General features: G+C 50.7%; 7 protein-coding genes and 1 pseudogene. 3 read left to right on the top strand and 5 right to left on the bottom strand.

Going from position 1 to position 7297, the window contains the following annotated elements; translation table 11 throughout:
* A pseudogene (locus tag Q0231_RS02210) lies at positions 1 to 548 on the bottom strand (hypothetical protein); the annotation flags it as partial.
* A gap of 188 nt (positions 549 to 736) precedes the next feature.
* Between Q0231_RS02210 and Q0231_RS02215 the strand changes: the two are divergent.
* The 3 genes from Q0231_RS02215 to Q0231_RS02225 all read left to right on the top strand — a co-directional run bounded on the left by Q0231_RS02215 (position 737) and on the right by Q0231_RS02225 (position 3640).
* Positions 737 to 2227, top strand: coding sequence for an NAD(P)/FAD-dependent oxidoreductase (locus Q0231_RS02215; RefSeq protein WP_269394422.1), 1491 nt, complete (start codon positions 737 to 739; stop codon positions 2225 to 2227).
* Positions 2228 to 2297: 70 nt separating this feature from the next.
* On the top strand, positions 2298 to 2741 hold the full coding sequence (locus tag Q0231_RS02220; RefSeq protein ID WP_269394423.1) for a cupin domain-containing protein: 444 nt from the start codon (positions 2298 to 2300) through the stop codon (positions 2739 to 2741).
* Between the two features lie 158 nt (positions 2742 to 2899).
* The gene (locus Q0231_RS02225) at positions 2900 to 3640 is read left to right on the top strand and encodes a helix-turn-helix transcriptional regulator (RefSeq protein ID WP_299344527.1); all 741 of its coding nucleotides are present in this window, start codon (positions 2900 to 2902) and stop codon (positions 3638 to 3640) included.
* Positions 3641 to 3702: 62 nt separating this feature from the next.
* Here Q0231_RS02225 and Q0231_RS02230 read toward each other — a convergent pair whose 3' ends face one another.
* The 4 genes from Q0231_RS02230 to Q0231_RS02245 all read right to left on the bottom strand — a co-directional run.
* Complete coding sequence (locus Q0231_RS02230) at positions 3703 to 5109, bottom strand: TRAP transporter large permease (RefSeq protein ID WP_299344530.1); 1407 nt, start codon at positions 5107 to 5109, stop codon at positions 3703 to 3705.
* Positions 5106 to 5753 (bottom strand): TRAP transporter small permease subunit, encoded by a 648-nt coding sequence (locus tag Q0231_RS02235; RefSeq protein ID WP_269394426.1) that lies wholly within the window; start codon positions 5751 to 5753, stop codon positions 5106 to 5108. Before Q0231_RS02235 ends, Q0231_RS02230 begins: the two co-directional genes overlap by 4 nt.
* Positions 5754 to 5860: 107 nt before the next feature.
* Positions 5861 to 6862, bottom strand: a complete 1002-nt coding sequence (locus Q0231_RS02240) for a C4-dicarboxylate TRAP transporter substrate-binding protein (RefSeq protein WP_269394427.1) — start codon at positions 6860 to 6862, stop codon at positions 5861 to 5863.
* 143 nt (positions 6863 to 7005) lie between these two features.
* Positions 7006 to 7297, bottom strand: a 292-nt coding sequence (locus Q0231_RS02245) for a helix-turn-helix domain-containing protein (protein WP_299344535.1), incomplete at its 5' end; no start/stop codon positions are given.

Here is a 7297-nt window from a genome sequence, read left to right on the forward strand (position 1 = left end):
CGCGCATTAAAAAAGTACTGAACATTGGTTGGTGCGGCTTCAAGGAATTCAATAATCATTTCAGAGCTGGTGGTGGGAGTTATGCCCCTGTCTGCATCGCGGAACATGTTGCGCAACCGCTGCCGCCACAAGCTGAGCTGTTGAGCTTTCATGCGAATGGTGGGTTCGAAACGAATTGGTGCGCTGAGTTGGCGTCCCAAAAACTGCTCGGCCTCTTTTTTCACCCGGCGCGCATCAACCTGCACCAGCAGCATTTCGCAGTCCGCATGCCACACCATTTGTGTTTTCAGGTCTGGGTTTAGGATGGTGGCAAAATCTGGCGAGCTGTCTACGGTTTGGTTGCCATTGCGCACGGTTGCCCCGCCCCGCAAAGGGATTTGAATGAGGTAGAATTGATCGAGTTCGCCGGGTTTGATCTCCACCTTGCCGCCATAGCGCATATAGTTGAAAGAGAGGTCGCCCGCGGCCACATGATTGTGCACAGCGTCGAGTTTTTCGTCACCCGACATCATGTCCAATTTGTGGGCGCAATATTTGCGCGCAACCATTTCGCGCGCACAATCAAGGTCGCTCGAACGAAACAGCCGATATTTTGCCAGTGGCTCGTGGACAACAGGCTTGCTTAACCAAGCGCTGTCTTCGCACTTTTGCGTTTTCTGGATAGACTCCTCCCCGTATATGTCTTTTAGTTTAGGCATAAAATAAAAATGATGCAATCGGCGAGGAGGAGGGGACGATGGCACTCAAGAAAAAGGTCGCGGTAATTGGCGCGGGCGTGAGTGGTTTGGCGACAGCCAAAACGTTCAAAGAGAAGGGTCATGATGTAACAGTGATCGAACGCAGCCACGATTTGGGCGGTGTTTGGGAATTGTCACGCTCTTACCCTGACGTGCAAACACAAAGCCCGAAAGATCTTTATCGATATACCGATAAAGCGATGCCGGACGATTATCCTGAATGGCCCAAGGGTCCGCAGGTGCATGCCTATTTGGATAGTTATGCAAAAGATTATAATTTGCGGGATCTTATTCGTTTTAACACCAGTGTTTCAGGCATGGCACGACGTGCAGATGGAGCGCCAGGTTGGACCCTTTCTGTTGTTGATGAAAGTGGGAAGGAAACGGAAGAAGATTTTGATTTTCTTGCGGTTTGCACCGGGCAATTCAGCGAAAAGAACATCCTAACACACCCGGGCCAAGAAGCGTTTGAGGCCCAGGGTGGGCAGGTGATGCATTCGTCTGAATATACGGACCCTTCGATTGTTGAAGGCAAGGACGTTACCGTGCTTGGCTTTTCCAAGTCTGCCACGGACATTGCGGTTAATGCGGTGAAGCAAGGCGCGAAGTCGGTAAATATTATTTATCTGCAAAGCGTTTGGCGGGTGCCCTATTTCATTGGTGGGCTGATCAACTTTAAGCGCATCCTTTATATCCGTAAGCAGGAAGACATGTTCCCAAAATGGGGCATGAACCCGATGCAAAAACTGGCGCATGCCATAGGAAAGCCGTTCGTTTGGGCAAATTGGCGTGGGTTGGAGGCTTTGCTGACCATTCAGTTGAAGCTGAACAAAACTGGCTTGAAGCCGGACATTAAGATCGAAGACGAGATCAATTGTTCGGTGCCAATTGTAACGCCCGGACTGTTCGACATGATAGCGGACGGGCGCATTAAAGCGACCAAAGGCACCTTCAAAGAATATGATGGGGACAGTGTTGTTCTAACCGGTGGCGAGCGGGTGAAAACAGACTTGGCCATTCAAGCGGTCGGGTGGAAATTGGGCGTGCCGTTTTTGCCAGATGAATATCAGCAAAAACTGATTGAGGAAGATGGCCAGTATCGGCTTTATCGCATCATCGCAAATCCTGATTTGCCGGATATGGGCTTTGTTGGGTTCAACTCCTCATTTTGTACGGTGCTATGTGCCGATTTGGCCGCAAACTGGTTGGTGCGCTATGCGGACGGCAAGTTGGCAAAGCAACCAACGCCAGGCGAAATGCACAATAACATCGACATGATGCTCAATTGGAAGCGCAACGAAAAACCTTCCGCCAAAGTCTATGGTGGGCTGTGTGTCGCGCCGTACCATTTCGCGCATTTTGACGAGTTGCTCGACGATATGGGCGCGAAGAAGCGTCACCGCAACCCGATTGCGGAAAACCTCGCGCCGCCAAATGCGGATGCCTATCGCGAGTTTTTGAATTCGACCCCGGACTACAGAGTTAGCTAGCGGGCCGAACTTTCGCCGCCGCGTGACGACAAAATGCGGCGGCATTTAAAAACCTAAATGGAGAGAGAAGATGGATATGACACCCGGCATTACGCCGAGCGGTGAGGGCATTTCTGCGCTCAAATGGAACATATTGGGACAAACCTATATTCCAAAACTGCTTTCAGAAAATACGTTCATTTGGCATGCATTGTTGCCAGCAGATAGCTTCGTGCCGCCGCACATTCACCCCACCCAAGATGAGTGGATCACCCTGTTAGACGGTGAATTAGAGTTGGCATTTGGCGACGAAATTTTGACAGCACGTGCTGGTGATACGGTGCGCATGCCAATGGGGATTGCCCACGGAATCACCAATAAATCAGGCAAGGATGCCAACTGCTTCTTTGGCGTTGCGCCAAGCCGCAAGCTGTTTGATTTGTTTAACGCGTTGCACGATTTGGGGGATCCTGAAGAAGTTGTGCGTCTATCTGCATTACACGAGGTGAATTTCCTTCCCCCGCCAGCAGAGTAGATACTTTCATTCCTAACCCCATTAGATGGGCGGGGGCATAGCCGGTCTCCGCCCTTTTGTAGGACAAAAGGAATTCTGTTGTAAAAGAGAGTATCACCATATAGTGCTGCCTCGAACTGAATACTGATAATACGGCCCAATTAAGGCGTTGGTTTCTAATGGAGCAGCTTGAAAAGCTATACGATTGTGCTGAGCGACATTTGGTGGATAGCTTTGATTGGTCGGCGTTTTCCCATGCGTTTTCAGAAGCATTCGCGGCCGAATTTTCTCTTTATTGTACATTTGGCGACGGCCTGAATTCGGGTGCAGACGAATATAAAATTTACGCCACGTCTGACACCGCGTGTGTAACTGATTTTTTTGAAAACGGTTTTTATCAAATCAGGCCAATGCATGAGGAAGACTTGGCGCCGCTAGAGCCACATCGGCGAACAGACTATGTATCCGATGAGCAAGTAAAGGAACTTGGACCCTTTTATTCATTTATGCAAAAGCACGACGTTTTCTATTTGATGATTTCGCCTGCGATCATGCCAGATGGTTCGTTGTTATCGCTTGTTGTCTGGCGCGGCGAAAAAATGCGTGACTTTGACGATCTTGAGAAACAAAGGCTTGCCCTTTTCTTGAGATATATCGTCGCATTGATACGTAAACAGGAACTTGTGGCGCCAAATATTGAAGCTCGGTTGGTCAGCTTTGGAAAGAAACACGGGCTAACCGCGACAGAGACCGAGATTTTGGGCGGGTTATTGGCTGGCCAGTCACTTCGTGAATTTGCCGCTTCGAGTAATCGTACTTATGCAACGGTACGCTCACACGTGAAGACGATATTGAGCAAATGTCACGTCAATAGTCAGGTGGGTTTGCTCAGAGAATTCTATTCATTGATTGAAAGATGATAGCTGAAGAACGGGTGAGAATGGACTGCCGCGACTTTTCAGGCCGCGACAGCCTTGTGTAACTAACCTAGCAGCAAACTCGGTAACCACAGGACGATGCCTGGGAAGGCAATCAGCACGGCGATTGTGATCGCGTCGGCCACAAAGAATGGTGATGCGCCGCGGAACACGTCTTGTACTGAAATGTCCGAACGAACGCCCGCGACCACAAAACAATTGAGACCAATGGGTGGGGTGATCAGACAAAGCTCTGCCATTTTTACTACAATAATCCCAAACCAGATCGCACAGCCCCAACCGCTCATGCCAAAGGCACTGTCGGCTGCGGTGACGTCCATGCCGCCATTCAGAGCCATTACGGCAGGGAACACAACGGGTAGGGTTAAGAGCAGCATGCCAATGGCATCCATGAACATGCCGAGTATGGCGTAAGCGCACAGGATTAGGATCAAGGTGACCATTGGATTTTGTTCAAGGGTTACAATCCAATCCGAGAACGCGCCGGGTAGGTCGGCAAAACCCAAGAAGCGTACAAAGATCAATACGCCCCAAATGATGGTGAAAATCATCACGGCCAATTTGCCCGTTTCCATCAAAGCATCTTTGAACTGTGGCCATCGCATACCGTGGATCAGTGCCATGACAAAGATCACGAACGCGCCGATTGCTCCGCCTTCGGTTGGTGTGCCCCAAGCATCACCACCAAATGGATTGTAGATGAAGCAAATGATGATGATGACCACAAAGAAGATGGGAAATGCTGGCGGCAATGACTTGAACCGTTCACTCCAAGAGAAACCCCGAACCGGTGGCCCGAGATTTTTGTTGAAGGTTGCCATCAAAACAACCAGCCCGCCGTAAATGAGTGCGGAAACAGCGCCCGGTAAGAAGCCGGCCAGAAGCAATGCGCCCACATCTTGCTCGACGATAATTGCGTAAATGACCAAAATCGCTGATGGAGGAATGAGCGAGGCCAATGTGCCGCCAGCCGCCACAACACCTGCGGCAAAACGCTTGTCGTAGCCGATTTTAAGCATTTCAGGGATTGCGATACGGGCAAACACAGCGGATGTGGCAACCGAAGCACCAGAAACGGCCGCAAAGCCAGCGGTAGCAAATACGGTTGCAACCCCCATGCCGCCCGGTAGCCAGCCAACCCAACGTTTTGCCGCTTCAAACAATGCCTTGGTGAGGCCTGCGTAGTAGGCGAGATATCCAATGAGGATAAATGTCGGGATAAGCGATAGGGCTTGTGACGCCACTTTTGAGTGTGGCCCTTGCCCAGCGGTTTTGGTGGGAACTTCAAGGGCCCAGAAAAACTGGTTGGGGTCATAGCCCTTCTTGGACCAGAAAATCCAAATCAGACCTGTAAGGCCGGCGAGGGCCGCCGCGAATGCTACACGAACGCCGATCAAAACCATGATAAGCAGCAGCCCAGTGACCACGAGACCAATATCAATTGAACTCATTTTGCTGTCTCCTCATCATCAAAGCCTGAAACGTGCTCAGCTTCACGTGCGGCTTGGGTTGCTGCATCTTCGATTAGGGGAACCGCAACGGGTTCTAATGTGCCGGTACGCAATGCCCTTCCATAGCCCCAAAGTTGTATGAGTAGGCGGAGTGAAAGGATGAAGAAGGCAAATGGGGCGAGCAGTTTTGCGGGCCAAAGCGGAATGCCAATGTCCATTGATGAATCGCGGCTCCACATGGGGGCAGCAAAATCGAAAGAACGAGCAAAGTGAGCCCAAGACCCCCACATCAGCAAGAGCATCAGAAGTAGCATTACTAGTGTTGAAATGAACTCGGCGGTCCAAAGCGCTCGGCCTGTTAGCCGACCAACCAAAATGTCCATGCGAATGTGCCCACCAACGCGTTGGGTATAGGCCACACCGACAAAAGCTATAAGCGGCATTGCCTGTTCAATCCAGTCCACATATCCAGGCAATGGTCGATTGAAGAAATTGCGACCACCAACCGATGCAACTGCCATGAGCATGAGTGAAAAGACGGCAAGGCCGCCAATAAAGGCGAGAACGCCTTCGAGTTTGAACAGCTCGCGATCAAATCTTGATAGCCAACTATCGTCGGTTAGAACAGATGAAGCACCTGCCATTTTAGTCTCCCCCAGTTTGAAGTATTCGCTTCAAATCCAGTTTAGATAAAATTCACCCGGCGTCACGCTTTGATATGGCGCGGCCGGGCGAACTTAAATCAGGTTGCTTAGTTTGCTAGTGTTGAAAGCACGAGGTCGAGCAGTTCTTGTGCTGGCAGACCTTTTGCGTTGTTGTCGTCAACCCAAGCTTGAGCAATGCCACCAGCTGCAGAACGGAAAGCTGCGAGCTCTTCGTCTGAGTAGGTAATCTGTTCGATGCCACGCTCTTCAAGCGCTGGGCCCCAAGCTGCCATTGTCGCATTGTTGTAGTTGTCGACATAGTGGCCAAGTGCTTCTGGAATTGAGCTTAGAAGTGCTTCACGGTGTGCATCAGACAAGCCGTTCAAAGCATCTGTGTTGGCAACAACTGGGCAGTTGACAGTGCCCGGGTTCAAGTTGGTGGTCCACCACTTGCCGCTTTCGATGGTGCCATAAGACATGTGAGCGTGTGGTGCGAATGAAACAGCTTTCACAACGCCTGAATCAAGTGCTTGGCGTACTTCGGTTGCTGACATTGAGTTTGGAACTGCCATTACAGATTCCATCGCACGGCCAATACCGCCAGTTGCGCGAACTGTCATGCCTTCAAAATCGGCAACGGTGCGTGGCGCATCGCCGACACCAACAAAGTTATATTGTGGCAAAGGAGATGGCATCAAAAGCGTTGCGTTCCAACGGCCCAAGTCTTTTTGTGTTGCTGGGTGGTTGTAAACGGCCATCGATGCTGCAATTTCAGCTTCCAACGAGCTTACGCCAAGGAATGGCAGTTCAAGAACGGTGATTGAGGGGTTTTTGTCTGCGTGGTAGCCCGCGCAGAATTGTGCCATTTCAAATGCGCCAATGGAAATGCCATCAAGGTTTTCCCGGTTTTTGGATAGGCCGCCATATGATAGGTTAAGCGTGAAATCGCCGCCGGTTTTTTGAGAAACCAACTCAGCTAATTTTTCAACGTGCTCAGTGAAAGCGCGACGTTTGCCCCAAAGCGAAACATTCCATTCGACAGCCATTGCTTCTGCAGCAAAGCCAAATGTTAGCGTGGTTGCGACAGCAACCTTAAAGATCGTTTTCATAATTTCCTCCCAAAAGAATCCCAAACCCGAACCAAATGGATCGTGTTGAAAGCTATCCTACCGATTGGGCGAGTTTTGCCTATGAAGAAAACTGCGTAGGCGCGCGCAAGACCCCTTGCGGAAATCCGCAGGGTGGTTTTGGTCTAGAGCAATTCGTCTTTGTTCAAATTTAGTTTTACAATTTTCTCGTTGAGCGTGCGCCTGCCAATCCCCAAGGCTTCAGCGACCGCGTCCATTTTTCCCTTATGCGTGCGGATCGCTTTGGCGATGAGCGAACGTTCGAAAGCGGCAACAGCTTCGCGCAAAGTTTCGGGCACGTCGCCCATATCGTTTTGCACGCGCAAGGCCTCAGTTACGGTGCCACCGCCTCGGCGAGATGCAAGGACCAATCGTTCAGCCACATTGCGTAGTTCGCGCACGTTGCCCGGCCAATCA

The sequence above is a fragment of the uncultured Maritalea sp. genome, assembly GCF_937139385.1.
Classification (GTDB): domain Bacteria; phylum Pseudomonadota; class Alphaproteobacteria; order Rhizobiales; family Devosiaceae; genus Maritalea; species Maritalea porphyrae_A.

Bases quoted from the DNA above. Each gene is read 5' to 3' on its own strand.
- Q0231_RS02215 (WP_269394422.1), top strand. From the start codon at position 737: ATGGCACTCAAGAAAAAGGTCGCGGTAATTGGCGCGGGCGTGAGTGGT.
- Q0231_RS02220 (WP_269394423.1), top strand. From the start codon at position 2,298: ATGGATATGACACCCGGCATTACGCCGAGCGGTGAGGGCATTTCTGCG.
- Q0231_RS02225 (WP_299344527.1), top strand. From the start codon at position 2,900: ATGGAGCAGCTTGAAAAGCTATACGATTGTGCTGAGCGACATTTGGTG.
- Q0231_RS02230 (WP_299344530.1), bottom strand. From the start codon at position 5,109: ATGAGTTCAATTGATATTGGTCTCGTGGTCACTGGGCTGCTGCTTATC.
- Q0231_RS02235 (WP_269394426.1), bottom strand. From the start codon at position 5,753: ATGGCAGGTGCTTCATCTGTTCTAACCGACGATAGTTGGCTATCAAGA.
- Q0231_RS02240 (WP_269394427.1), bottom strand. From the start codon at position 6,862: ATGAAAACGATCTTTAAGGTTGCTGTCGCAACCACGCTAACATTTGGC.